The 24,352-nt window shown below is 38.0% G+C and carries 25 protein-coding genes and 1 pseudogene; 17 read left to right on the top strand and 9 right to left on the bottom strand.

Features of this window, described 5'->3' with window-relative positions:
• Positions 1-250 precede the first annotated feature (250 nt).
• Both F7731_RS02365 and F7731_RS02360 read left to right on the top strand, forming a co-directional pair.
• Positions 251-3,061 carry a DUF6359 domain-containing protein gene (locus F7731_RS02365; RefSeq protein WP_151533166.1) on the top strand — a complete coding sequence of 937 codons (2,811 nt, stop codon included), beginning with the start codon at positions 251-253 and terminating at the stop codon, positions 3,059-3,061.
• Between the two features lie 157 nt (positions 3,062-3,218).
• Positions 3,219-4,019 carry an ABC transporter ATP-binding protein gene (locus F7731_RS02360; RefSeq protein WP_151533165.1) on the top strand — a complete coding sequence of 267 codons (801 nt, stop codon included), beginning with the start codon at positions 3,219-3,221 and terminating at the stop codon, positions 4,017-4,019.
• Positions 4,020-4,102: 83 nt separating this feature from the next.
• Here F7731_RS02360 and cuyB read toward each other — a convergent pair whose 3' ends face one another.
• From cuyB to cuyA, 3 genes are all read right to left on the bottom strand, one after another.
• Positions 4,103-4,837, bottom strand: coding sequence for a cysteate racemase (gene cuyB, locus F7731_RS02355; RefSeq protein WP_151533164.1), 735 nt, complete (start codon positions 4,835-4,837; stop codon positions 4,103-4,105).
• A gap of 78 nt (positions 4,838-4,915) precedes the next feature.
• The gene (locus tag F7731_RS02350) at positions 4,916-6,163 is read right to left on the bottom strand and encodes a dicarboxylate/amino acid:cation symporter (protein WP_151533163.1); all 1,248 of its coding nucleotides are present in this window, start codon (positions 6,161-6,163) and stop codon (positions 4,916-4,918) included.
• Between the two features lie 82 nt (positions 6,164-6,245).
• Positions 6,246-7,253, bottom strand: coding sequence for a D-cysteate sulfo-lyase (gene cuyA, locus F7731_RS02345; RefSeq protein WP_151533162.1), 1,008 nt, complete (start codon positions 7,251-7,253; stop codon positions 6,246-6,248).
• Between the two features lie 130 nt (positions 7,254-7,383).
• On the opposite strand from cuyA, the gene F7731_RS02340 reads away from it, so the two are divergent.
• The 7 genes from F7731_RS02340 to F7731_RS02310 all read left to right on the top strand — a co-directional run bounded on the left by F7731_RS02340 (position 7,384) and on the right by F7731_RS02310 (position 13,916).
• Positions 7,384-8,271: a LysR family transcriptional regulator gene (locus F7731_RS02340; protein ID WP_151533161.1), complete on the top strand. Its 888-nt coding sequence runs from the start codon at positions 7,384-7,386 to the stop codon at positions 8,269-8,271.
• Positions 8,272-8,345: 74 nt separating this feature from the next.
• On the top strand, positions 8,346-8,720 hold the full coding sequence (locus F7731_RS02335; RefSeq protein WP_151533160.1) for a RidA family protein: 375 nt from the start codon (positions 8,346-8,348) through the stop codon (positions 8,718-8,720).
• A 59-nt stretch (positions 8,721-8,779) separates the two neighbouring features.
• Positions 8,780-9,883 carry a threonine synthase gene (locus tag F7731_RS02330; protein ID WP_343032849.1) on the top strand — a complete coding sequence of 368 codons (1,104 nt, stop codon included), beginning with the start codon at positions 8,780-8,782 and terminating at the stop codon, positions 9,881-9,883.
• A gap of 94 nt (positions 9,884-9,977) precedes the next feature.
• On the top strand, positions 9,978-11,084 hold the full coding sequence (locus tag F7731_RS02325; protein ID WP_151533158.1) for a D-TA family PLP-dependent enzyme: 1,107 nt from the start codon (positions 9,978-9,980) through the stop codon (positions 11,082-11,084).
• A gap of 195 nt (positions 11,085-11,279) precedes the next feature.
• Positions 11,280-11,957, top strand: a complete 678-nt coding sequence (locus F7731_RS02320; RefSeq protein ID WP_151533157.1) for an SOS response-associated peptidase — start codon at positions 11,280-11,282, stop codon at positions 11,955-11,957.
• A 159-nt stretch (positions 11,958-12,116) separates the two neighbouring features.
• On the top strand, positions 12,117-13,076 hold the full coding sequence (locus F7731_RS02315; protein ID WP_151533156.1) for an MBL fold metallo-hydrolase: 960 nt from the start codon (positions 12,117-12,119) through the stop codon (positions 13,074-13,076).
• Positions 13,077-13,121: 45 nt separating this feature from the next.
• Entirely contained in the window at positions 13,122-13,916 is a 795-nt protein-coding gene (locus F7731_RS02310; RefSeq protein WP_151533155.1) for an SDR family NAD(P)-dependent oxidoreductase, read from the top strand.
• A gap of 231 nt (positions 13,917-14,147) precedes the next feature.
• Here the strand turns inward: F7731_RS02310 and F7731_RS02305 are convergent, their stop codons facing one another.
• On the bottom strand, positions 14,148-14,345 hold the full coding sequence (locus F7731_RS02305; RefSeq protein ID WP_151533154.1) for a YqzH family protein: 198 nt from the start codon (positions 14,343-14,345) through the stop codon (positions 14,148-14,150).
• A 286-nt stretch (positions 14,346-14,631) separates the two neighbouring features.
• Positions 14,632-14,820: pseudogene (locus F7731_RS02300) on the bottom strand (maltose acetyltransferase domain-containing protein); the annotation flags it as partial.
• A gap of 469 nt (positions 14,821-15,289) precedes the next feature.
• Between F7731_RS02300 and F7731_RS02295 the strand changes: the two are divergent.
• The 3 genes from F7731_RS02295 to F7731_RS26320 all read left to right on the top strand — a co-directional run bounded on the left by F7731_RS02295 (position 15,290) and on the right by F7731_RS26320 (position 17,135).
• Complete coding sequence (locus F7731_RS02295; RefSeq protein WP_151533709.1) at positions 15,290-16,549, top strand: Y-family DNA polymerase; 1,260 nt, start codon at positions 15,290-15,292, stop codon at positions 16,547-16,549.
• Positions 16,550-16,565: 16 nt separating this feature from the next.
• Positions 16,566-16,898: a YolD-like family protein gene (locus F7731_RS02290; protein ID WP_151533153.1), complete on the top strand. Its 333-nt coding sequence runs from the start codon at positions 16,566-16,568 to the stop codon at positions 16,896-16,898.
• A gap of 69 nt (positions 16,899-16,967) precedes the next feature.
• Positions 16,968-17,135 (top strand): hypothetical protein, encoded by a 168-nt coding sequence (locus F7731_RS26320; RefSeq protein WP_170289628.1) that lies wholly within the window; start codon positions 16,968-16,970, stop codon positions 17,133-17,135.
• A gap of 121 nt (positions 17,136-17,256) precedes the next feature.
• Here the strand turns inward: F7731_RS26320 and F7731_RS02285 are convergent, their stop codons facing one another.
• Together F7731_RS02285 and F7731_RS02280 are read right to left on the bottom strand one after the other, a co-directional pair.
• A complete protein-coding gene (locus F7731_RS02285) occupies positions 17,257-17,736 on the bottom strand; it encodes a hypothetical protein (protein ID WP_151533152.1) in 480 nt (159 codons plus the stop codon).
• A 42-nt stretch (positions 17,737-17,778) separates the two neighbouring features.
• Positions 17,779-18,960, bottom strand: coding sequence for an MDR family MFS transporter (locus tag F7731_RS02280; protein ID WP_170289627.1), 1,182 nt, complete (start codon positions 18,958-18,960; stop codon positions 17,779-17,781).
• Positions 18,961-19,079: 119 nt separating this feature from the next.
• Here F7731_RS02280 and F7731_RS02275 point away from each other — a divergent pair, with 119 nt between their 5' ends.
• Positions 19,080-19,937, top strand: a complete 858-nt coding sequence (locus F7731_RS02275; protein WP_170289626.1) for a LysR family transcriptional regulator — start codon at positions 19,080-19,082, stop codon at positions 19,935-19,937.
• 79 nt (positions 19,938-20,016) lie between these two features.
• The gene (locus tag F7731_RS26315) at positions 20,017-20,178 is read left to right on the top strand and encodes a hypothetical protein (RefSeq protein WP_170289625.1); all 162 of its coding nucleotides are present in this window, start codon (positions 20,017-20,019) and stop codon (positions 20,176-20,178) included.
• 19 nt (positions 20,179-20,197) lie between these two features.
• On the opposite strand, the gene F7731_RS02270 is transcribed toward F7731_RS26315, so the two are convergent.
• On the bottom strand, positions 20,198-20,410 hold the full coding sequence (locus F7731_RS02270; protein WP_151533149.1) for a CDGSH iron-sulfur domain-containing protein: 213 nt from the start codon (positions 20,408-20,410) through the stop codon (positions 20,198-20,200).
• Between the two features lie 130 nt (positions 20,411-20,540).
• On the opposite strand from F7731_RS02270, the gene F7731_RS02265 reads away from it, so the two are divergent.
• The 3 genes from F7731_RS02265 (at position 20,541) to F7731_RS02255 (ending at position 22,438) form a co-directional block, all read left to right on the top strand.
• Complete coding sequence (locus tag F7731_RS02265) at positions 20,541-20,870, top strand: iron-sulfur cluster biosynthesis family protein (RefSeq protein ID WP_151533148.1); 330 nt, start codon at positions 20,541-20,543, stop codon at positions 20,868-20,870.
• 197 nt (positions 20,871-21,067) lie between these two features.
• Positions 21,068-21,802, top strand: a complete 735-nt coding sequence (locus tag F7731_RS02260; RefSeq protein ID WP_151533147.1) for a polysaccharide deacetylase family protein — start codon at positions 21,068-21,070, stop codon at positions 21,800-21,802.
• A gap of 132 nt (positions 21,803-21,934) precedes the next feature.
• Positions 21,935-22,438 carry a hypothetical protein gene (locus F7731_RS02255; RefSeq protein WP_246197116.1) on the top strand — a complete coding sequence of 168 codons (504 nt, stop codon included), beginning with the start codon at positions 21,935-21,937 and terminating at the stop codon, positions 22,436-22,438.
• A gap of 240 nt (positions 22,439-22,678) precedes the next feature.
• Here the strand turns inward: F7731_RS02255 and dctA are convergent, their stop codons facing one another.
• On the bottom strand, positions 22,679-23,944 hold the full coding sequence (dctA, locus tag F7731_RS02250; RefSeq protein ID WP_151533146.1) for a C4-dicarboxylate transporter DctA: 1,266 nt from the start codon (positions 23,942-23,944) through the stop codon (positions 22,679-22,681).
• Between the last annotated feature and the right edge of the window lie 408 nt (positions 23,945-24,352).

Raw genomic sequence — 24,352 nt, 5'->3', positions numbered from 1 at the left:
AATATGAAAAACAATTCTTAAAAGAAGGAAGGACCTTACCTTTTCGAAGGGGATGGTTTTTCCTTCTTTTCTTATTTTATTTTATTAGTTTTGAGTCGTTAATCCTATTTTTTGCTAGTCTTAATTACTTATTTTTGGTAGTTCGTATAAAATTTACATAATTTTAATTGTGATGTTACAGAGGCGTGTTTAAACTAGTAATGGGAAATACAAGAAATAAACTTAAATAATAGAATTTGGGGGAGATTGAATGATTGGAAAGCTGCAGAAAAAGACATATAGCTTTGTTCTCATTTTTACTATGATTTTCAGCCTGATTGCTCCATTTCAAGAGCATGTTTCAAAAGCTGCTGAAACGATCACGGTTGCGGAAGCTATCGCAAATAATAGCGGAACAGCAACGGTAGAAGGGTATATTGTCGGTATTACGAATAATGGACCTAAATATCAGCATAGCGGACCATTTTCGGTAGCGACTAATATTGCAATTGCTGATTCTGCAAATGAAACTGATGTAAAGAAAATTTTGCCTGTTCAGCTGCCTAATAATTGGATTAGAACAGAATTAAACCTTGTTGAACACCCGGAGAATCTAGGGAAGAAAATCCAAATCACTGGTAATCTAGAAGCTTATTTTACTGCTCCCGGATTGAAAAGTCCTACAGGTTATTCCTTTGGTGAGGTAACAGAACCTACTAAAGTACAAGCTGTTACCGCCAATCCTGGTGGTGGGACCGTTGTAATAGGGACAAAGGTTGCGCTTCATACTGCTACTGAAGAAGCAGCGATCTATTTCACTGTAGATGGATCTGTACCTACTACATCAAGCACACGCTACACAGAGCCTATAGAAATAAATGATCCTGTAACAATAAAGGCTTTAGCTGTAAAAGCAGGCTTAGAAAATAGTGAAGTGGCTGTATTTAATTATGTGATTCAGCACGGAGTTATTCGTATTCATGATATTCAAGGTGCTGGCCATTTTTCGCCATTTGCGGATCAAAATGTAGCTGATGTTGAAGGAATCGTTACAAAAGTAGTTGATGGAAGCAATTTTTATATGCAGGACTTGCAGCCGGATGATGATCCAAATACTTCTGAAGGCATTCTAGTTTATAAAAAATCTCACGGAGTAAAAGTGGGAGATGTTGTTAAAGTAAGTGGTCAAGTAAAAGAATGGGTATTGGATGGATATGCTGAAAAGCTACAAACAGATCTGCCCGTTACGGAAATAAATGCTACTAGAATCGTTGTGACTGCAAGCAATCAGCCCCTTCCTGAACCAGTCATTATTGGGGTTGACCGCATCATGCCTCTAGAAGTAATTGATAATGACGGATTGACTATATTTGATCCGGAAGAGGATGGCATCGACTTTTTTGAAAGCTTAGAGGGTATGCTTGTACAGGTGAACAACCCTAAGGTTGTTGCGCCGCAGAAATATGGAGAAGTTATTGTCGTTCCTGAAAATATTCCGGTCAATACAACAGCTGGTGGATTGCGCATTTCAGAAACAGATTTTAACCCAGAAAGAATCACGATCGATATTGGTGATAATAAATTCATTGCTAAAATGGGTGATCACTTTCAAGGCTCCATTCAAGGTGTTGTCAGCTATGGCTTTAGCAATTATAAAATATTAAGTGATAGAGCGGCACTGCCTCCTCTTATTGAAGGTGCGAATGAAAGGGAAGTTACTTCGATTATTCCTGACGAAGATCAATTAACCATTGCTTCTTATAACGTAGAAAACTTTTCAACAAAAACCGATGATGGAAAGGTTGCTAGATTAGCTGAGGCCATTGTAACAAATTTGAAGCAGCCTGATATTGTCGGTTTAACAGAAGTTCAGGATAATGATGGGCCTACAGATAGCGGAACAACTGATGCCAGCCAAAGCGCGGCGAAATTAATTGCAAAGATCGAAGCACTCGGTGGTCCAAAATACACGTATACAGATATTGCACCAGAAGATAAGGTGGACGGCGGACAGCCGGGGGGCAATATTCGTGTCGGCTTCCTTTATAATGAGGAACGTGTATCGCTTGTTCCAGGTACGAAAGGAACAGCAACGCAAGCGGTTGGATATGAGAAGGGCAAACTAACACTAAACCCTGGAAGGATTGATCCAAATAATCCAGCGTTTAAATCCAGCCGAAAGCCATTAGCGGCACAGTTTGAATTCAATGGCGAGAGTGTTATCGTTGTCGCGAACCACTTTAACTCAAAAGGCGGAGACCTTCCGCTATTTGGAAAAGTGCAGCCGCCTGTCCTAAACAGTGAAGTTCAGCGCATGCAAATTGCAGCGATTGTCAACAATTTTGTCAAGGATGTTCAAGCAAAAGACCCGAATGCCAACATTGTTTTGCTCGGTGATTTTAATGATTTTGAATTCTCTAATCCTTTAAAGGCTTTAAAGGGACAAGAATTGACAAACATGATTGAAAAAGTTCCAGCAGAAGAGCGTTACTCATATAACTATCAAGGAAATGCGCAAGTACTAGATCATATTTTAGTATCTAATAATCTTGCTGATTTAACTGAAGTGGATATAGTCCATATTAACTCTGGTTTCATGGAAGAGCATGGCCGTGCGAGCGATCATGACCCTGTGTTAATTCAAACAGCTTTGAAAGAGCCAGCAAAACAAGAAGAGCCGAAGTATGATCAAGTGTATGATCTTGTCGGCTATAAAGCTAAAAAACTCGTGATTGGGCCCGGTAATGCCTTAATCATCATGGATAAGACATCGACAATTACAGAGGGAATTTGGCTGAAAAAATCAGCTGTTCTTAAAGGTGAAGGACTAAAGAAAACGAGAGTGGTAATTAGTTCTGCTCAAAAAGGTGCTATAGTCGACCTCACCGGTACAGAGGTTCAAGAAGTGTTCATCGAAAAGGACAAGATCGCGGAAATTAGAGGGGCAGAGAATGTAAAAGCTTGGTCTGTTGATAAAAAGGCAGATACCTCTCACATTAAATTTACTAATTCAAAAGGGGAAGAAATTCCTTCTCCTTTCGCTTCAAAAGTTAATGAAGCAGCCTTTGATCAAGCAAGTTAAATAGTAAATCTTGTGTAAATAAATATTTTTTAGATTAGAAGCTAGCGCTTTAATGCGTTCTAGCTTCTTTTCTGTTTAAATCAATTTAGGATTGTGTTATTGTCAAATTAAAATGATAATTTGGAAATTTTCAAAATAGAAAGAGAGGCTAATATTTGTGGGGGAAATTATATCTTTCAAAGCTGTTTCATGGCGCAGGAACGGGCAGGAAATCTTAAGCAATATACATTGGAGCATGGAGCAAGATGAGCATTGGGCCATTCTTGGTTTAAATGGATCAGGGAAGACATCTCTTCTAAATATTGTAACTGGCTATCAATTCCCGACTGCGGGGGAAGTAGCTGTTCTAGGAAATGTTTTTGGAAAAACCAATTTACCAGAGCTTCGCAGAGAAATAGGGTTTGTCAGCAGCTCATTGGACCGGTTTTCTAATAGCTTGAATCATGAAACAGTCGAAGACATTGTTATAAGCGGGAAGTTTGCCTCGATCGGTTTGTATGAAGAGGTTTCAGTGGAAGATGTGGAAAAGGCAGAGTCATTATTAACTAGTCTTCGCCTCGATTATTTAAAAGGGAAGCACTTCCGCCTTCTATCTCAAGGTGAAAAAAGACGAGTATTAATAGCGAGAGCGTTAATGAGCAATCCTAAGCTACTCATACTTGACGAGCCATGCACAGGTCTAGATGTCCTTTCTCGTGAAGAAGTTCTTTTTCTCATGAAGGAAATTGTCAAAAACAATTGCCATTTAATCTATGTGACTCATCATATTGAAGAGCTAGTCGAAGAAATTACACACGCGCTGCTCCTGCGTGATGGGAGAATCATAGCAGCTGGGCCAAAGCGGGAGGTTTTGACAGATGACATATTATCGGAAACCTTTAAAACTCCGGTTAGTGTTCGCTGGGAAGAAAATAGGCCGTGGCTGGCAGTGAAAAAAGAGAGTATTCTTCGTTTTTAAAAATCGGAATATTAAAAATAGCCCTGAATTTTCTACTGAGCGTAAAAAGTTCAGGGGTTTTACGTGCAAAAAGGATAAAATTATTATGATATGTTACCACTAAATTCATTTAATTTAATCCCTTTTGCCTGTTCAACAGCCATTAAAGCGAGTATTCGTGTGGGGTTTATTTTGACGATATCATTCTTTAAATAAGGAAATAAAAGAGGGATCTCTGTACAACCTCCAATACAAGCTAATATCCCTTTCTCCATTTCATATCGTTTTAATATAGTACTGAGTTGTTTAATATAAACATTGGTTTCAATGCGACCTTCCTTCACTTCTTTAATGGTAAGATCAATAATTTCTTGATCTTGTTCATTGGGCACACACAATTGAATGCCTAAGGAATGAAAATCTTTTTGATACAAATTTGTTTGTATAGTAGCGCTGGAGGCCAGAATTATCATTTTACCAGAAAAATAGGAATAATATCTTTGGATGTATGTTGCTGTATAATTAATCATACTATAGATCGGGATTTTAACAGTCTTTTGTAGTTGATCTAACCAAAAATGAGCTGTGTTACAAGGCATAATAATAAAATCAACTCCAGCCGCTTCCAATAGTTGCGCAGATTCAATCAACATTGGTAATGGGCTTTCAGTTCCTTGCAAAATAGCTGGAACCCTAGGTGGTATTTGAGGATGATTATCTACAATAATGCGGATATGCTCTTGATCAGTTTTAGCAGGAGTATTTCTCACAATTTCAGCAAATAAATCGGCTGTTGCCATTGGACCCATACCACCTAGAATACCAATTTTTTTACTCATTTAAATAGCTCTCCTTGTCTAAATCGTAAGGTATTAACTTTATCAAACTCTTTGAAACGATACTTACTATAAATCTACTTACAAACTAACGACATTTGATTCATCCTCTGCTTCAGCAAGTTTCTTGCCACCCCATTTAAAAAGTAATATAGCGGCAACCGTATTCCCGAAAACATTGACAGCCGTCCGCCCCATATCCATAAATCGGTCAACTCCTGTTATTAAAGCTACTGCTTCTAATGGAAGATTAAGAGATGTTAGAATTACTGACAAAACTACCAATGAAGCTGCAGGTACATTTGCTGTTCCTTTGTTAGCGATTAAGGTTGTTATAAGAATCGTTAAAATAGTAGGCAAGCTCAAATGCATACCATAAGCTTCAGCTATAAAACAAACGGCGAGCGACTGATAAAGAGCAGCACCATCAAGGTTGAAACTGTAACCTAATGGAAGGACGAAAGAAACAACTTTGTTTGGTATCCCCGACTTCTCGAGAATATTCATGTGTACAGGTAAAGTTACTTCAGAAGAGGTAGTAGTAAAACCTAAAAGCAATGGTTCCATTACTTTTTTAGTATACGAGAAAGGATTTATCTTAAGGGAGGCAAGGATAATCCAGAATAAAACCATAATAACTAGCAAGCCAATATACATCACACCAATTAATTTTGCCAATCCTAAAATAACGCTGCCGCCTTGAGTGGCAAACACCCATGCCATGATAGCTGCAACAGCTACCGGAGCCGTTGCTACAACTCCTTGAGTCAGTTTGAACATAGCGCTAAGAATACCTTCTAGAAAATCAATGACAATTTTGGCTTTATCGCCAATAGCAGATAATGATAGACCGAAACAAATAGCAAAAAAGAGCGTTGGAATGATTTTTTGAGCGGCCATTGCATTCAGAACATTGTCGGGAATGAGTTCTGTGATAAATTTAACCCAATCAATTGATGTTGCGAGATTTTCCGGAAGAGGACCCGTTGCCTGTAAGGCCACTCCCGCTGCAGGATGAAAAATAGCGTTTAACGTGATACCTAAAATAATACAAAACCCAGTAGCTATATAAAACCAGACAAAAGCCAGTCCGCCAAGACGCCCTAACTCTTTACGATTTGAGCCCATCTTGTAGATCCCCAAAGTAACAGCTGAAAATACAAGAGGTATGACAATCATTTTAATGGCTTTAATAAATAAAGTCCCAATAGGTTGGAGGTTTGATCCAAAACTTGGCCATAGTAAACCAACTATGGTACCTAAGATTAATCCAATAATAATAAGAGCCCATAAAGGTAGCCTTTTAAATAATGATTTTTTCTTATCCATTAAGAGAGCCTCCTTTACAATTTTTTTTACTTCATTGTTATAATCATCCCAAAAAAGTTCCTATCAAATAGAAAAGATTGCTTTATGATGTTTTAGAGAAAAAAATTGAATCATATGCATATAACGCTGGTGAACCGCCAGTGTGAAGAAAAAGAACTTGATCATCCTTTTTAAAAAATCCATTTCGTATCAGATCAATCAAACCAGAAGCCACTTTACCTGTATATACGGGATCAAGCAAAATGCCTTCATGTTGAGCAAATAATCTTACTGCTTCGATCATTCCAGGTGTAGGAAGCGAATATCCTTCGCCAACATATTGATCAAAACAATTTATGAATTCTTTAGGGACATCACTTGTTATACCGACATACTTAGCAGTTTTATGTGCTAAGCGATAAACAAGTTCTTCTTGCTCGTCCTTTTTTCGACTGACATTAATACCGATAATTTGGGTAGGTGTATTTGTGCCATAAAATCCGGTTACAAGGCCAGCGTGTGTTCCTGAACTGCCACTAGCGGTAATAATATAATCTAAATTTAACCCCATATCGAATGTTTGTGTTAATAACTCCTGTGCACAAGCCACATATCCTGTTGCACCAACCTCGTTAGATCCGCCTCCCGGGATAATATAGGCTTTCCTTCCTTCCTTGGCTAATTTATTTTTAACTTCCTCCATCGCTTCCATCATATTTGTTCCGCCCGAAACTATGCTAATCCCATCAGCACCTAATAATTTAAATAGGAAATTATTACCGTTTGCTTCTGGTGAATAGCTCTCGGGGACTCGTTCTTCAAGTACAAGGTGGCAATGAAGCTGCTCTTTAACAGCCGCACTAAGAGTAAGTCGACAATGATTTGACTGAACAGCCCCACAGGTAATTAACGTGTCAGCCCCCTGCTCAAGTGCATCGGCAACAAGAAACTCCAATTTTCTTGTTTTATTTCCCCCAGCGGCTAATCCAAGTAAATCATCTCTTTTCACATAAATAGTTGGACCATTTAAGGCTTTTGAAAGATTAGACAGCTTTTGAATAGGGGTAGCGTATTCGGTATATCTTCTTCGTGGAAAGCGGGTTAAATCCATTTTTAAAACCCTCCTATTTACATTAGTATTAATATTTATAATATTCATACTAATGTGTTAAGCTTAGTTAGTAAATCGATTTTTTTTAATAGCGATTATAAGTTTTTCTAATGGAAAGGGGGAGATAGAGGTGGACCATCAGCTAAACATCTTTTTAACTGTTGCTGAACAACACAGTTTCTCTAAAACTGCCGATAAATTATACATCACACAATCAGCTGTTAGTCAGGCGATAAAATCCCTAGAAAAAAAGTATGGAATAGAACTTTTGGAGCGTAGCAACAAATATATTGGATTAACTAAAGCAGGTAAAATTTTATTCTATCATGGCAAAGAAATTATGGAGCAATACGCACTTGTAGACAAATTCATACACGATATACATACGACAGCAAGTGGTGCATTATGGATTGGGGCAAGCTACACGTTCGGTGAATACTCACTTCCAAAAATTGTGAATGAGTTTAAAACCAATTATCCAAATATCAAACCAAAAATAACGATTAAGAATACACACCGTATTATTGAACAACTCCTTCGGCGCGATTTAGATATCGGGATCATTAATGGTCGAATTCAACATCCTAACCTAATTATCAAACCCTTTGCCCTTGACGAAATGGTGGTAATTGTCCCGTACAATCATCCTTTGGGAGCTAAGAAAGTAGTTACTACAGAGGAATTAAAAACTGAAACATGGGTGATTCGTGAATCTGGCTCTGGTACCAGGGAAGTAACGGATCATATGTTTCATCATACAGGTATTAAGCCTAAAGATATAATGGAATTTGGAAGCCTACAAATTATTAAGGAGTCTGTGGAAGTTGGTTTAGGGATTTCCTATATTTCTAAAGGGGCGATTAGAAAGGAATTAGCATTAGGAACGCTTTGCGCATTAAACATTAAAGCATTTGATTCAACTCAACACTTCTTTTATGCGACTAGGGACACACAAATTCAAACTAAAGCTGCTGAATTATTTATTAAATTCCTTGAAAAGACACATGGGGAATTTTAAGCATTTTTCAATTTATCAGAGGGAGTTATTAGTGGAATAGAAAATCAAATTCAATAAATTAAGGAGTGTTCTAATTGGAGAGCATTTTTCAGGTAGGGAACTTGAAATCAAACGGCCACTATGCATTAGCAACGATTCATAATGATATAGTTTACGTATCTGGCCAATTTGCCATTGACCCAATAACACAACAGAAGAAATTTGGCACAATTGAAGATGAAACTCTGCAAGCACTTAAAAATATTGAGTATATTTTAAATGAGGTAGGCAGCCAAAAGAATCAAATTTTGCGAATAACACTTTATATTCCAGATATACAATTATGGGATCGTGTTGACCGTATCTATAAAGAATTCTTCGGAGACCATAAACCAGCACGATCAGTTGTACCAACGAATGAGCTGCATTTTGGTTTTAAAATAGAAATTGAAGCTATTGCATATATTTAAGTCATTGTTAATCTATTAATCTTAAAATTGGCATAATGACAAAAAAGGAGTGAGAGAATATTAAGGAACAATATGTATGTTATTCATGTGAAACTAAATATTATGTGACAGAATATATTTGGAAGTGCAAATGTGGAGGAATGTTAGATTTAGTAAAAGAAAAGATAACTATTGATATATCTAGGTTACAAGAAAAACCCGCAACAATGTGGCGGTACATAGATTCTATGCCATTTAAAAATAACTCAACAATTTGGCAAGAAGTTACAATGGGGGAAGGTTATACTCCGTTAATCATATTAGATCATTCGGAGCCGAATACCTTAGTCAAAGTAGACTATATGATGCCTACTTTATCTTTTAAAGATCGTGGTGCAGCGGTATTAATTGCTAAAGCAAAAGAAATAGGCGTTACGAAAGTCATTGCGGATAGTAGTGGGAACGCAGGAACATCGATTGCGGCATATGCCTCACGTGCTGGTATTGCTTGTGATATTTTCCTCAGAGAAGGAACATCACCGAAAAAAATTGCGCAGGTTAAAGCTCATGGTGCAAACGTTCGGGCAATTAATGGTACAAGGGAAGATGTAGCTAAAGCTGCGCAAAAAGCTGTAAATGAAGAGAAAATATTCTATGCAAGTCATGTGTATAACCCCTTTTTTTATGAAGGAACAAAAACATATGCTTATGAAATTTGGGAACAGATGAAATGTGCACCTGATGCCCTTATTATACCTGTTGGAAACGGTACTTTATTGTTAGGCGCCTATTATGGATTTAAGGAATTACTAGAGAATGGGCTAATAACGAAAATGCCGAAGTTAATTGCGGTTCAAGCAGAAAATTGTGCTCCATTAGCAAAAGCGTTTATGAATAATGAAACGTTTGAACCAGTCCAAAATAACGGTACAATAGCGGAAGGGATTGCGATAGCAGCACCAGCACGATCAGTTCAAATTTTAGAAGCAATTCATGCTACGAATGGAGAAATTATCACAACAACCGAAGAAGAAATTATACAAGCACGTATCACACTAGCTGGGAAAGGTTTTTATGTAGAACCGACAACTGCTGCGAACTATGCTGGATACTTAAAATATAATCACTCGCCTTCTGAAAAGATTGTTATTCCTTTATGTGGAGCAGGAATTAAATTGAGTTAACTGAATGTTTCGTTAAAATGAGATGTTTAAGCCTTTTTTACGCTGGATGTATTGTGAAGATTGAAGCTATAGCAGCTATAAAGGAGAGAGACAGATGAAATATTTTGAGTTAGAAACACCCGCACTTTTAATTGATAGAAAAATAATGATGGATAATCTTTATTCAATGCAAAATTATGCTGACAAATATAAAGTGAATTTGCGCCCCCATACCAAAACTCATAAAATACCTAAGCTAGCCCAATTACAAGAGGAGTTAGGTGCTGTAGGTATTACGGTAGCAAAAGTAGGGGAAGCCGAGGTGATGGCTAAAAATGGTTTAAAGAACATTTTTATTGCCAATGAGATTGTCGGTAAATCAAAAATTGAACGAATTAGAAAACTATCTGAGATCATTGATATCTCTTTTGGTATTGATAATATCTATCATGTAACTGAAATAGAAGAAGTTTTCGAAGGAGCAAAGAAAAAAGCTCAAGTGCTTGTGGAAATTGAGGTTGGAGAGGAACGCTCTGGGATTATTGAAGAAAATGATTTTCGTACTTTATTAAATGCTGTGAAGGGGTGTAAAAACGTTGAATTTAAAGGCGTTTTTTCCCATGATGGACATACTTATAAGGCAGAAAATCTAGATGAATGTAGAGAGCTTTATATTGCAAGTGTAAAAAGAACATTGCATTTTGCGGAAATAGCAGAAGAGATGGACCTCAAACCAAAAGTCGTAAGTATCGGTTCTACCCCACCTTTCATGCTAAAATTCGAAATACCAAAAGGTGTAACGGAAATCAGACCAGGAACTTATATTTTTATGGATTCCTCCCAGGCAAATGTAATCGGTACATATGACCGATGTGCAGCATCAGTTCTTACGACAATCATTAGTAAGCCAACTAAGGAACGAGTTATTACAGATGTAGGAGCGAAAGGAATTACAGCTCAAACTAGAAGTAGAGGACTTACAAAAACAAAAGGTCTTGGTCGTATTAAAGAATTTGACGATGTTTATATTTATGGTGTCTTTGATGAACATGCTATCATTTACAATGAGGATTTCAGCAATCAAGTGAATGTAGGAGATAAAGTGCAAATCATCCCCAATCATATTTGTCCAGTTTGTAATTTATATGAAAAAGCCTTTCTAATCTCGGAAGATGAAATCGCGGAAGAGCTATTGATAGAGTGTAGAGGGAAATTGCAATAAATCACACTTCTCCTTAAAAAGATAATAGATTAAAAGTAAGGGTTAGCAATTCATAGTTTATTAGTTGATTGCTACCCCTTTTGTTTTGCTGTACTAAAATGATATTAGATACTTTACGAGGACTCTTTAACCTATTTTGATTGTAACCGTTAATTCCTGATAAAATAAACAAAACAAAATTTTGAGGTGATTCTCATGTGCGGCCGTTTCACATTAACAGCTACTTTCGAACAAATAATTGACCGCTTTGATATCGAGCAATTTATTCAAGAAGATTTATTTTCCCCGAGCTATAATGTGGCTCCTTCTCAATCTGTATTATCGGTGATTAACGACGGCAGCAAAAACAGATTAGGCTTCTTAAGATGGGGACTTATTCCTTCTTGGGCTAAAGACGAGAAAATCGGTTACAAAATGATTAATGCCCGAGCCGAAACATTAAATGAAAAGCCGAGTTTTCGCAATGCCTATAAGAATCGGCGCTGCCTAATTATTGCTGACAGCTTCTATGAATGGAAAAGGCATGACGATCAAATGAAGACTCCGATGCGAATTAAACTAAAGTCAGACGAGCTCTTTGCGATGGCGGGGATCTGGGAGCAATGGAAATCTCCACAAGGGAAATCCATTTTCACCTGTTCTGTCATTACAACAACTCCAAATGAACTTGTAAAAGACGTTCATGATCGTATGCCTGCCATTTTAAAGCCGGAAAATGAAAAAATCTGGCTCGATCGTACAATCACAGATACAGCCCATTTAGATCAATTGTTGAAGCCGCTTGATAAAGACTTGATGGAGACGTATGAAGTATCTTCACTCGTCAATTCACCAAAGAATAATTCTGTGGATTTGATTCAGAGAATATGTTAGAATAGCGGATCTCCCATTGCGGAATTGGGGGATTTTTTTTATGGGGTTTAATTATGTGAAAATAATGACAACTGATAGGATTAAAGGTAAACTTATGTTTATAAACCGAAATGATTTGATATTATTTATTCAGATATAGTATTTTTAGGAGTTGAAGAAATGGCCGAATGGAAAAATGGCATTGCTAAATTAGTCATCCCGACACCTTTTGCTGTTGGGGATGTCAATGTATATGTTATTAAGGGAGATAGGCTTACGCTTGTTGATGTTGGACCGAAAACAGATGAGGCGTGGGAGGCATTAAATGCACAGTTGAAGGATTTAAACTTATCTTCTCATGATATTGAACAGGTTGTCCTTACTCATCATCATCCCGATCATGCTGGTCTTTTAGATTTTTTTCCGCCAAGTTTAGAAGTATATGGTCATCGTTTTAATGAAAGATGGTTATGGCGGACGGATGAATTCTTAAAGGCTCATGATGATTTCTATTTTGACCTTTTTCCAAAATGTGGAGTTCCAGAAAAATATTTACCGTTTATTGGCTCGCTAAAAAAGTCGCTTCGTTTTTCATGCAGCCGTTCTCTTACAGGTGAATTGAAGGAAGGGGATACTCCGCCAGGTCTTGAAGGCTGGACGATTATTGAAACCCCTGGGCATGCCCAAAGCCAAATCGGATTATTTCGGGAAAAGGACGGGATCTTTATTGGCGGAGATCATCTGCTCGCCCATATCTCTCCGAATCCATTAATGGAACCGCCTCTGCCGGGTGATACAAAGCGTCCAAAGCCGCTGCTGCAATATAATGAATCATTGAAGAAACTAAAACGGTTCCCTATCCAGCTTGTTTATTCCGGGCATGGCGATGAGATTTATGAAGTGAATGAACTCATTGAGAAAAGACTAGAGCGCCAGCATGAACGCGCGATGCAAGTGAAAAAGTGGCTGCTAGCTGAGCCCCTTACTGTTTTTGAAATTTGCCAGCGCCTTTTTCCCTCTGTGTATGAGCGGGAGTTCGGTTTGACAATCTCGGAAACAATTGCCCAGCTTGACTATTTGGATGCATTAGGGGAAATTGGTATCAATAAAGCGGGGAAAGCCTTTTACTTTTCCGCATAGGATTAGAATCATAGTTTCCATGTACTGTACTTAATGAGGTGAAAAATGTTAGAACGTTTAAAAAATAAAAATATCATTATTACTGGGGCGTCGGGAGGAATCGGTGCAGAGATGGCCTCTCTTTGTGCGGAGAGAGGGGCAAACCTCGTATTGCTTGCCCGAAACCTTGAAAAATTAAATCAGCAAAAGACTGATCTCGAAGCAAGATTTCAAGTAAAGGTCGATGTACATAAGCTCGATGTTTCCAACACGGATGAGATTCAGGCGGTTTTTGCAAAAATTGTGGAGCAGCTTGGACGAGTGGATGTCCTTGTTAACAACGCCGGATACGGAATTTTCCGCGAGGCGTATGAGGCAAAAATCGATGATGTGAAAGGGATGTTTGCTGTTAATGTCGTTGGTTTAATGGCTTGTACGAGTATGGTTTTACCTATCATGCAGCAGCAAGGGAGCGGCCATATTATTAATATCGCTTCCCAGGCCGGGAAAATCGCTACACCCAAATCAAGTGTCTACTCAGCGACGAAGCATGCTGTACTCGGCTATACAAACAGCCTTCGGATGGAGATGGCTAAACACCATGTGTATGTGACGGCTATCAATCCAGGGCCGATTGAAACGAATTTTTTTACAATCGCTGATGAAAAAGGGACATATGTTAAAAATGTAAAAAGGTTTATGCTGAAGCCGGAATATGTAGCAAAAAAAGTGGTAGATGCTATGCTCACACCTGTACGAGAAATTAATTTGCCGCGCTGGATGAATGCTGGTAGTATCGTTTATGCTCTCTTTCCACGTTTGTTTGAACGACTTGGAAGAAAGATGTTTAATCAAAAATGAACGGTTTGGACCGGGCATCACATTCCTATTCTAATGCCTGTGATCTGTAAAATAAGCTAGGCGCGGTCACCAGTTGCTCCTTCTGGTTACCGCTTAAGTTGATACTTACGCCGGAAGGGCATCACATTCCTATTCTGATGCCTGTGATCTGTAAAATATACTTAACGCGGTAGCCACTTCTATTTTGATAGATATATTTTTCACAAATAAAAGCAACTTTTTATTTCCTCCCTAAAAATAAGGAGAATCCGTTATATACCCATACACGACATCATTCACAATGTCGTGCAAATCACTTTCTTTGTCCTCATGTTTTTGTAAATTTATTTTTTCGTACATTTCTTCAAATTCCACACTATTCATGGACACAGATTCATTATATTGCTTTAAGCATGTTTGAATCATTTTAAAAATAAGTTTTCTATCCATCTTTCGTATGTCACCTCTTGTCGATTATACGACTTCTACAAGTGTTCATGAAGGGAAATAGGAATATTTAATGTGAAAATGCCGTATATGATTGGATGAAAGGAGCAGCTCCGAATTACAACTTTAAGCTTCATACGAATGGAAATGCCAAAACGTCTTAGAAAAAGTTCTATAGAGTTACAGGAACAACCTCCCTGCTTAATCAAGCACCTCTTGTCACCGAAAGATGTGGTTTACATTTCAATTTGTTTAATTACTTTAGCTGGATTACCACCTACTACCACGTAATATATATGTTTTTTCCAGTTGAACCGAGTAATTCCTTTAATAATTTTGTTCGTTTTTCTCCTTCAGCCTCTAAAGTTTGATTATATATTCTAACCTTTCGTCTTGCTTCCTCACGGTCCTTTAATAATACTGGATCAGCAGGATTGTACATTTCTCCGGCCAACATTTTCTCTTTTTCTGTTCTCATACGTACATCTCCCTTGTTGAATTTATATGTTCTAATAATATCCGAATTGCTAAAAACAATGTCCTTTTCTCCAAATTCTCTCTATATAAAGGTTGAGAGCTCTGAGCAAATCGAAGATACCAGATTGGGAAAATTGGAAGGGGAGGCTAAAGCCCTTATTGAGCAGCCGTCTGATCATAATGGGCCAAATAGCACAGCATTTCAGCTTGCGCCGAACATGAAGGCAGGATGACACAAGCAATACCAGAGATTATAACAGAGACTACAACAGAGAAAGATAATATCCCCTCTTTCCAAAGTGATTCAAAACTTGAATGACAAAAACCCCCTATTTTTAGGGATTTAGTCGTAAAATTTCCATTGAATAAGAACGTATATTCGTTTATTATAGTGGATATATATAAGAATGTACGTTCCCTTTTTCTTTTATGCAAGGAGCCTGTGTTTTTCAAGGAGGATGGCCAAAGTTATGATCGATTACAATACGATGCCCAAAAATCAAATATTATGTGTCGATATGAAAAGCTTTTATGCAAGCTGTTCTGCTGTTATAGAGGGGCTTGATCCTCTTGAATGCTATCTTGTTGTCGCTGGGAAAAAGGAGCGGAAGGGGAGTGTTGTCTTAGCGGCATCGCCAAAGATGAAAAAGGAGTTCGGCATTAAGACGGGAAACAGGCTTTATGAAGTTCCGGATGATCCGCGCATCATTATTGCCGAGCCCAAAATGGCGACTTATTTAAGAATATCGACTGAAATTACTCGTGTATTTAATCGTTATGTCCCGAAAGAGGCCATTCATACGTACAGTGTGGATGAAAGCTTCATTAGGGTGGATGGAGTTCTGCATCTTTGGGGCGATGCTTTTGCGATAGCTCGGAAGATAAGGGATGATATTGAGCGCGAATTTCAGCTGCCATGCGCCATTGGAATTGGGCCTAATATGCTGCTTGCAAAGCTTTGTCTTGATTTGGAGGCGAAAAAATTCGGCATTGCTGAGTGGACATATGAGGATGTTCAAACGAAATTGTGGCCGGTCTCTCCGTTAAGGGAGATGTGGGGGATCGGGCGCCGTGTGGAAAAAACGCTGAACGGAATGGGGATTTTCACAGTCGGCCAGCTTGCCCGCTATGATTTAGAGAAGCTCGAAAAGAAATTCGGCATCATGGGAAATCAGCTTTACCATCACGCATGGGGAATTGATCTCTCTGAAATCGGGGCTCCGATCATGGAGGGACAAATTAGCTTCGGAAAAAGCCAAATTTTACTCAGGGATTATAAAGAAGAGCGTGAAATTAGGCACGTCATCCTTGAGATGTGTGAGGAAGTCGCTAGAAGAGCGCGGAATCACCGGAAGGCAGGAAGGACGATTAGCTTTGGGATCGGCTACAGCCAAGATGAATTCGGGGGCGGTTTTTACCGTTCGAAAACGATTGACGCTCCGACAAACGTAACTATGGATATTTATCGTGTATGTATCCAGCTTTTTCAGCAATTTTATGAAGGAAAAACAGTACGACAAATTTCTCTCTCCATTGGAAAGCTTGTCGATGATAAAGAAATGCAGCTAAATCTTTTTGATAGAAATGGCTGGAAGAAGAGGGAGCTTGGTTATACAGTTGACTATATCAGATCTAAGTTCGGCGCAGGCGCCCTTTTAAGAGCAGTATCCTATACAAATGCGGGCACAGCTAAGCACCGGGCAACACTAGTTGGCGGTCATAAAATGTAGTGAAGGAGGGAGTAACGTGATTCGGGATCGGGGCAGAATCAAATGGACATCCATGATGCTCCCAGAACATGTGAAATTATTGAGAGACTGGGCGAAGGAGGATACGTACGAGCAAGTACGGGAAATAGACGAGCAAAATCTGGAGAATATGAACGTAATCATTTCGGAGGCTATGGAATTTAGGAAAAGCGTTGCGATCACTCATTATCGTCATAAAAATTATGAGCTTGTGATTGGGAGTATTCACTTTTGGGATGAAATGAACCAGAAGCTGCATATTGTGGACAGATTTGAGGAGGTACACCGGATTCATATTTCTGATATAGCTGATGTGCGGGTTGCTGAGTAAACAAAAGTAATGCAATGATTAAAGATACTTAAGGAGAAGCACCTTAACATAGAAGGAGGTGTTTTTCGTATGCCAAGAGGAAAAGAGCTCGAACAGCTGCCAATGGCCAATGTTGCTCCAGGTGCAGGGGATGATAGCAGTCGGATGGATCGAGAAATTCTGCGGGGGATAACGGAGGAAGAAGAGGTGACTCCTGCAAAAGTTGGGAAGGAAATGAAAAAACGGGGGGAATATTAATAGCGGGTTCCGTTTTAGGAGGGAAACCATATAACAACGCAAATAACAGTATAAACTAACTGGTAATTAGAAAAGATTTTAATAATAAAAAGAAGCACATCAGTGCTTCTTTTTGGTTATTTTAAAAAACTTCATTTCCAATTTTAGTCGTTCGTTCTTCCCAGTCACGAGTTATTTTTAATCCTTCAATTGTTAATTGTCCTTTTTTCTCAATAACATCATTGGAATGATCATCATAAAACTTCAATTTTAGTGTGTAATTGTAATCAATTGTCCCATCTTCATTTTCTTTTCCCTTTTCAAGTATAACATCATTTAATTCGATACTTTTATTTGTTTTTTTCGCTATATCAGGTGCTATTTGAAAAACTCGATTAGCCATTTGTTTTTCAAACTCTTTTTCTAAGAAGTATTTTTTTACCTTTTCACCTATTTCAACTCCAGTTGGCGAGTTAGAAGGGTCTTTGATGTTGTATTGTTCTGTTTTGTAGTCTTTAACAAGATTCAAAACATCCTCTTCTTTTACGACTTCTTTACTACTACAAGCGATTAAACCTATAATCATAGTGAATAAAAGCGATAGTCTGAAAATACCCTTCATATTAGGCCCTCCTTTATTCGGTGATTTAATATAATTACGTTTTTACATAAAATAGGTTTCATTTTTACTCTCTCTAAATTGGATATTTTTTCTTAATATCCATTGCAACCATTGAATGCCAATCGCTGAAATGAGTCCCGCTAAAGTACAAATGATCCAATTTACATGTGGCATATGCTCATACATCCATCCACCGGCACCTTGACTCAAGCTGCCTCCAATCGCCATTGCAAGCAGCGAAAAGCCAAAATAGCTAGCGGAAAACTGTGGAGGAGCAATTTCCGAAGTATATTCGTATGAGGTTGGTTCCACAAGCATAATGCCAACAGCATATGCACAGAAACCACCCCAAAAGATTAGGAAGCTATCAGACATTCCAATTAGCAATATTCCTGTACCCATGATACCCATCCCTACTTTAATAACCGATAATCGCGAAAACTTTTTCGTCCATTTTTGCAAAGGGTATTGAAGAAAAACGACAATCATCCCATAGACGATAAACAGGCTCGATACAAATGTTGGGCTGTTAAACACCTTGGCAGCATGCAGAGGAATAGTCAAATACAACTGCATAAACATAAACCAAAATCCAATCATACTAATCGTAAAATAAATAAACAGCCGGTCAGACTTGACCTTCTGCCAAGAGTCCTTAAAGGATTGCTTCGGTACATTTACGTTTTCTTTAGGTAAAATTGAAAAAGTAATCAGCCCGCTGAAAACAAAAATCCCGCCGCATACGAAGGAAGAAAAGAAAAAGTCGAGCTGCAATAGTATTCCACCTAATATCCCAGCACATATAATCCCTGAATGGCGAACGATTTTATCTAGCGCAAAAATATCACCGCGTTTGGACGGGGGAGTGAAAATGGACATAGCAGCTTTACTTGTAGGCTCAAACAAGGAACCGCCTATACCAGTAATAACAGCTGCAACAATTAATTCCATCGGAGTCGTACAAAATGAAAATAGCAGAAAGCCTGCTCCGCGTAAAATCATCCCCGTACTAATTAGAATTCGATAATCAAACCGATCCCCAAGCATCCCTGATAAAAATGAGGTGCCTTGCTGTGTCAACTGGCGAATCATTAGAATCACTCCGGCAATTCCTGCAGAAAGCGCTAAACTCCCAGTAATATAGGCAGATAAAAACGGAATAAATGCAAAAAAACTGACATTCATAAGAAATGAATTTACTAGTAACAATCGTATGGCTCTCATCAAGTTCTCACCTTTCATCCAAAACGAATCTATTAAAAGTGTATCAGTACAATTGTCATTTGTATAACGCATAATTATAATGGTATTAATTAAGAAAACTAATTATAAGGATGAATAAAGTGGAAATTCAACAGCTGCGTGCTTTCTTGTCTGTCGCTCAGACGAAAAATTTTACGAAATCTGCAGAATTAATGTTTATATCCCAATCAACCGTTACAATGCGTATCAAAGCATTAGAACAAGCGCTTGGAAAGCAATTATTTGAGCGAGATAATCGACAAGTTCTTCTTACCACTACGGGTAAAGAGTTGCTTGACTATGCAAAGAGAATTATAGAGCTCGTTGATGAAGGATCAAGAAAAGTGGGAATGGAAGAAACCTTTGAAGACTCATTAGTCATAGGAAGCTTGCATTCATTATGGGATTATTTGCTGTTTCCAATAATGAAAGAGTTCCAAGCAAAGCACCCAAGAACAGCGCTTCGATTCATTACAGGACATTCATGGGATATCGTTCAGCACATTCTCGATGGGATGATTGATTTTGGAGTCGTCCTTATTCCACCGACACATTCAGAAATCGAGGTTCTTCCATTTAAGAAAGAAGAAATTAAACTTGTTACAAATGCAGATTCTAATTTTACGAATGAAGTCGATTTGGCTAATTTAAGTGAATCTCCCTATATTCATATGGATTGGGGACCAAGTTATAAACAGTGGTTTGAAGAGAACGTTGGAAAGGAAACGCATTCTTTAATGGTCGATCATGCCTCCTTATATATCCAATATTTACTCAGCGACCACTTTCTGGGACTATTGCCATCCGTAATAGCAGATACATTCATACAAAGAGGTGAACTTGTGTCGCTTCCCTTTCGCTCAAAAACGAAGCCGCCAATTATACAAAGTTATATCATTTATCCAAAGCGTAAATTAGAATCGATTAAACGGTTGCTGGAACATATGCTTCAAGCCTGACTCTAATTCCCTTGTGTAATCGAAAAATGATTAAAGACTCTCGGGAAGAAGCACCTTAACAAGAAGGAGGTGTTTTCGTATGCCAAGAGGAAAAGAACTCGAGCAGCTTCCAATGGCTCATGTTTTACCAGGTGCCGGAGATGACAGCAACCTGATGGATCGGGAAATTCTGCGGGGGATCACGGAGGAAGATGAAGTAGCTCCTGCAAAAGCTGGGAAGGAAATAGAAAAACGGGGATAAGAGTCCCCGTTTAAATTATTTACACTTCTTCAGTTTTCGGCGCACGAACAACAGAGTCAAATTTGCCTTTATGCGATCCGTCGCAGAATGGTGCTTTCGCGGACATGCCACAGCGGCAAAGCGAGAAAGTTTGCTTTGTTTCAAATTGATTTCCCTCTGCATCAATTAACTCCACATCCCCCGTAATACGGTAAGAGCCGTTATCATTCACTTTAATTGTTACCTTAGTCATTCATATCCATCCTTTCACGAAATTTCCACTTTTATCTTTCATCATATAAGGTAAAGCTGCAAAAAGCAAATAAAGATTTTGAAGAGGAGTATGCTACAATAAGGAAAAAGCAGGCAAGGGGATATACAAAATGAATATTACCATAACCGAGCTAGCAGCAAGAAAAATTAAAGAAAAACTTGCTGGCAAAAGCGGCTATTTAAAGCTTAAATACGATACAGACGGCTGTGGATGTGTTGTAAGCGGAGTAACCGCTCTTTGGCTAGTGAGCGAATTAGATAAAGATGATTGGGAAGTTAAAACGGATGTAGGCAGCATCTACATAGAAAAATCAAAAGAAGTGTTTCTCGATGAGAATTTAAAAATAGACTTTTCCGAAAAAGCAAACTGCTTTCAATTGAAAAGTCCGAACCAGTACTTAAATCCGCGAATGAGCTTTTTCGATAAGACAGTTGGATAAATCAATAAAAGTGAAACTTCTAGTAAAGATTAGATCTTATTAGGAGTTTCATTTTTTAATGTCACAAAAATCAGGAACCATGCTTTATAAGCTTCCCGAATAAACCTTTTATAATTAGCTGTGTTTGAGATTGGTCGGTAAAAAAATTAATTTTAGGAATAATAAAGATAAGAAAATAGATGAAGCGAGGAATTTTTTTGAAAAAGACTGCAATGTTTTTTCTGTGCCTTCTTATCTTATTTACTCCATCACAAGCCTTGGCGGCTCCAAAAATACCGATTTTAATTTATCACTCCATTGACGAGTTCCATGGCCATGGCTCTAAAGAGTTATATGTGACGCCAGAGAATTTTGAGAAGCAAATGATGTATTTGCGAGAACATGGCTTCACGTTATTAACTTTTGAACGCTGGAAAGATATTCATAAAGTGAACAAACCAATTTTCATTACCTTAGATGACGGCTACAAAAACAACTTAAATGTATTGGCTATTTTTCAAAAGGTAAAAAATGAACATTTTAAGCCCGCAGGAACGATTTTTGTTATTTCTGATTTTATTGGACGCTCTAACCGATTATCGAAATCGGATTTGAAAATGATGGCTGATTCAGGGGTAATATCTATCCAGTCCCATACTGCGACCCATCCGGATTTAACGAAAATAACAAATTATGAATATGAGTTGAAGCAATCAAAGGACAAAATTGAAAAAATAACAAGGAAACCTGTTATTGCTTTAGCGTATCCATATGGAAATTTCAACAACAAGATTATAGAAGAAACAAAGAAGTACTATATGTTCGGACTGACAACGACTCCAGAATTATTTTCTGAAGAGGGAATAAAAAACGAGTTGTATCTTTTACCGAGAATATATATAAAGTATTCAACCAGTCTTGAGGAATTTGCAAAAATTGTAGAAGGTGAGTGAGGGCGGTTACTTTAAGGTAATCGCTTTTTTGTGTGAAAAATAGTTATATTCGCACAAATATATGAAAATAAGCATGTTTCACAATATTTTTACATTAAATGATAAGGATGCGGAAGAACGGAGGGGAGTTAAGTGAAGCTTAAGCGGATCATGCCTCTTTTAATAACGATCCTTATATTGGCAGCTTGTTCTAGAGCTACAATGGGTGAAGTGATAGAAAAGGACATCCCATTTAATGTAAAGGAAATCATCCATAAAGAAAGGGTAAAGAAAGGCGTCATTCTCCTCTATGTAACAAGTCAGAAAAATAATCAAGGCGAATTCGATACTGTGACTGTTGCCTTTTTAAAAGGAAATGATCAGGACGGCTGGGAAAATGCCGGACATAATCACTGGGAGCATGAAGAGGATAACTTAATTACCGTTTATCAAGATGTTTTCTACGATTATGATCATAAAGGACATTTGGAAAATCGCCTTCCCGTTATTTATGGGAAAATCGAAAGTGATGGAATTCGATCAGTAAAACTGTACAGTGAAGATGGAAAGCTTGAACAAGCCAAGATTATTGAAAAGAAAAGTGGCCGGTATTATATGAAAATAGGAGATTACGCAATTACAAAAGGAATAAAGTAAACAAATCGTGAATAAGGCCTAAACCACTAAAACGATCCTAATGAATAGGCTGCGGTTTTATCGTAGTAACCTATTAAACATATATCTGCTTGTGTGTTGTGCATCCAACTTTAAAACCCAGCTACCTTCGCATAAGAAGATTAGCTGGGTTTCTTCATTAGAACCATTCCACTCTGCTATTCAAGGAGTCCTATCAGAAAATCCATTTACGAAAAACAATAGTTCAAACTTTTCACTGAATCAAGACACATTATCTTCAGCTGAATATTCCTTTAAATGGTTAAACTGATTCTCGCTTTTCGCGAGCACAACTGTTGCCACTGCGTTACCAATTAGGTTGGTTATAGCACGTGCCTCTGACATAAAGCGGTCTACACCCAATAACAGAGCTATACCCTCAACTGGAATTGGACTGCCTGGAAGAGATGTCAACGTTGCGGCTAATGTAATAATGGCAGAACCAGTTACTCCTGCAGAACCTTTAGAGGTAAGCATTAGCACCCCGAGCACTATGGCAATTTGCGTCCATGAAAGGTCGATGCCATAGGCTTGGGCGATAAACAAACAGGCCATAGTGTAATAAATACACTGTCCATCTGGGTTAAATGCATATCCAGTAGGAACTACAAAGCCAGTAATTGACTTAGAACAACCATACTTTTGCATTTTATCTATTAAACTTGGCAAAGCAGACTCCGAAGAAGAGGTTCCTAGAACAAGTATAATCTCCTCTTTGATATGTTTAATTAAGTTAAAAATGCTAAACCCGTAAAACTTGCATATAGCCCCCAATACAACGACAACAAATACAAACATCGTAGCGTAAACAGCACCTAGCATTTTACCGAGAGAGAAAAGAGATTCAATACCGAAATTCCCGATTGTATATGCCATAGCTCCACCAGCAGCCAAAGGAGAAACTCTCATAATCATAGAAACGATCTTAAAAAACACGTCATTGATTTTTTCGAAGAAAACAATAAGTGGTTTTCCGGTGTCCCCCAAAGAAGAAAGCGCTACGGCGAACAATAAAGCAAAGAACAAGATTGGAAGCATGGAACCACTTGTAAAAGCACCTATAGCACTATCTGGGACAATGCTTAAAATAAAATCTTTGAATGTAAGGCTCGTTCCTGCTGCTTGTTCTGCAATTTTCGCAACATCGGCAGCACCTTTACTAGCACCACTTGTATCCAATCCATCACCGGGTCTAACAATTAACATAACCACTAACCCAATGACTAAGGCAAAAGTTGTCACAACTTCAAAATAGATTAATGATTTAGTTCCAATTTTTCCGATCTTCTTCATGTCCCCCATACTGGCAAAGCCTAGAACAATGGTAAGGAAAATAATTGGACCGATGACCATCTTAATCATTTTTATGAAGATATCTACTAGGATTTTTAATTGAACACCAAAATCAGGGAAGAGATATCCAATTAAAATACCAGTAAAGATGGCGAATACCACCTGTACAGTTAAATTTTTAAAAATATTTTTCATGCAGATTCCTCTTTCTCCATATTTAAATGAAATATGGTTTTCATTTAGATTTCTAAGCTACTCTGTTTAGAAACTACAGTCTGCAAAAATTTAGCGATGGGAGCGCATACAAAACTGTTCAACCCTTATGGTGAATCGATAAAACTACTCGCGATCACGTAGGAGGATAAAATGGTAGGAATGTTGCTCAAATGATTTCTTTTTCTCCCCTCTCTTTCTTTATATTTGTGTGATAAGTCCTTTTTTCCGTCTCCAATTTAGCTAACTTATGAATGATCACAGATGAAAAACCTAAATTTTGAAAGCGCACCCAATAATAGGACTTCTTTATTTCTAAATTAATGGTGCAAGGAAAAAGTTAAGAGAATCCCACTGCTCAAATTTTATATTAACGTATACATTAGTGTC

The organism is Cytobacillus depressus, assembly GCF_008923245.1.
In the GTDB taxonomy this organism is placed as follows: domain Bacteria; phylum Bacillota; class Bacilli; order Bacillales; family Cytobacillaceae; genus Cytobacillus; species Cytobacillus depressus.
Note: the sequence above shows the minus strand (reverse complement) of the source record. Positions and strands in the feature narration are given on the sequence as shown.

What these genes read in the sequence shown, in the direction of transcription:
- F7731_RS02350 (WP_151533163.1), bottom strand. Translation starts at nt 6,163, where the DNA reads ATGGATAAGAAAAAATCATTATTTAAAAGGCTACCTTTATGGGCTCTT.
- F7731_RS02280 (WP_170289627.1), bottom strand. Translation starts at nt 18,960, where the DNA reads ATGAGAGCCATACGATTGTTACTAGTAAATTCATTTCTTATGAATGTC.
- dctA (WP_151533146.1), bottom strand. Translation starts at nt 23,944, where the DNA reads ATGAAAAATATTTTTAAAAATTTAACTGTACAGGTGGTATTCGCCATC.
- F7731_RS02365 (WP_151533166.1), top strand. Translation starts at nt 251, where the DNA reads ATGATTGGAAAGCTGCAGAAAAAGACATATAGCTTTGTTCTCATTTTT.
- F7731_RS02325 (WP_151533158.1), top strand. Translation starts at nt 9,978, where the DNA reads ATGAAATATTTTGAGTTAGAAACACCCGCACTTTTAATTGATAGAAAA.
- F7731_RS02320 (WP_151533157.1), top strand. Translation starts at nt 11,280, where the DNA reads ATGTGCGGCCGTTTCACATTAACAGCTACTTTCGAACAAATAATTGAC.
- F7731_RS02265 (WP_151533148.1), top strand. Translation starts at nt 20,541, where the DNA reads ATGAATATTACCATAACCGAGCTAGCAGCAAGAAAAATTAAAGAAAAA.
- F7731_RS02285 (WP_151533152.1), bottom strand. Translation starts at nt 17,736, where the DNA reads ATGAAGGGTATTTTCAGACTATCGCTTTTATTCACTATGATTATAGGT.
- cuyA (WP_151533162.1), bottom strand. Translation starts at nt 7,253, where the DNA reads ATGGATTTAACCCGCTTTCCACGAAGAAGATATACCGAATACGCTACC.
- F7731_RS02310 (WP_151533155.1), top strand. Translation starts at nt 13,122, where the DNA reads ATGTTAGAACGTTTAAAAAATAAAAATATCATTATTACTGGGGCGTCG.
- F7731_RS02315 (WP_151533156.1), top strand. Translation starts at nt 12,117, where the DNA reads ATGGCCGAATGGAAAAATGGCATTGCTAAATTAGTCATCCCGACACCT.
- F7731_RS02295 (WP_151533709.1), top strand. Translation starts at nt 15,290, where the DNA reads ATGATCGATTACAATACGATGCCCAAAAATCAAATATTATGTGTCGAT.
- F7731_RS26315 (WP_170289625.1), top strand. Translation starts at nt 20,017, where the DNA reads ATGCCAAGAGGAAAAGAACTCGAGCAGCTTCCAATGGCTCATGTTTTA.
- cuyB (WP_151533164.1), bottom strand. Translation starts at nt 4,837, where the DNA reads ATGAGTAAAAAAATTGGTATTCTAGGTGGTATGGGTCCAATGGCAACA.
- F7731_RS02270 (WP_151533149.1), bottom strand. Translation starts at nt 20,410, where the DNA reads ATGACTAAGGTAACAATTAAAGTGAATGATAACGGCTCTTACCGTATT.
- F7731_RS02305 (WP_151533154.1), bottom strand. Translation starts at nt 14,345, where the DNA reads ATGGATAGAAAACTTATTTTTAAAATGATTCAAACATGCTTAAAGCAA.
- F7731_RS26320 (WP_170289628.1), top strand. Translation starts at nt 16,968, where the DNA reads ATGCCAAGAGGAAAAGAGCTCGAACAGCTGCCAATGGCCAATGTTGCT.